1 pseudogene is annotated in these 473 nt (G+C 63.6%); it reads left to right on the top strand.

The features are described from left to right. Positions 1–20: 20 nt before the first annotated feature. Positions 21–473 (top strand): annotated as a pseudogene (locus tag HIJ39_RS23405) (IS256 family transposase); the annotation flags it as partial.

The following is a 473-nucleotide window of genomic DNA, read 5'->3' as shown; positions in this document are numbered from 1 at the left end:
CGGAACAAACGGGATCGACGGTGTCCATTCCGTTGGTGGACCTGTTGCACGATGCCGAGGCGGGCTTGCTGGGGCTCTCGGTCCAGGTGGGCCTGCGTGTCCTGCAAGAACTGATGGACCAAGAAGTCACCGAAATCGCAGGCCCGAAAGGTCGGCACAATCCGCAACGCACCGCCGTTCGGCATGGCGTCGAAGACGGCTACGTCTTTTTGGGGGATCGGCGGGTGCCCGTGACCCATCCCCGGGTCCGTACGACAACCGGTCAGGAAGTGCCGCTGACCACCTACCAAACCTTCCAGGATGCCGGCGTCGCGACACAGGCCATCTTGGAGCGGATGCTCTTTGGCTTAGCCAGCCGCCAACAAGGCCATGCGAACCCGGCCCTCTCGGCCGAGGTGGGCACCCATGGTCTGAGCAAAAGCGCCGTCAGCCGCCGGTTTATTCGGGCCACCCAGCAGGCCCTCGATACGTTT

Origin of the sequence: Sulfobacillus harzensis (genome assembly GCF_012933365.1) — a bacterium.
Lineage (GTDB): Bacteria > Bacillota > Sulfobacillia > Sulfobacillales > Sulfobacillaceae > Sulfobacillus_B > Sulfobacillus_B harzensis.
Note: the sequence above shows the minus strand (reverse complement) of the source record. Positions and strands in the feature narration are given on the sequence as shown.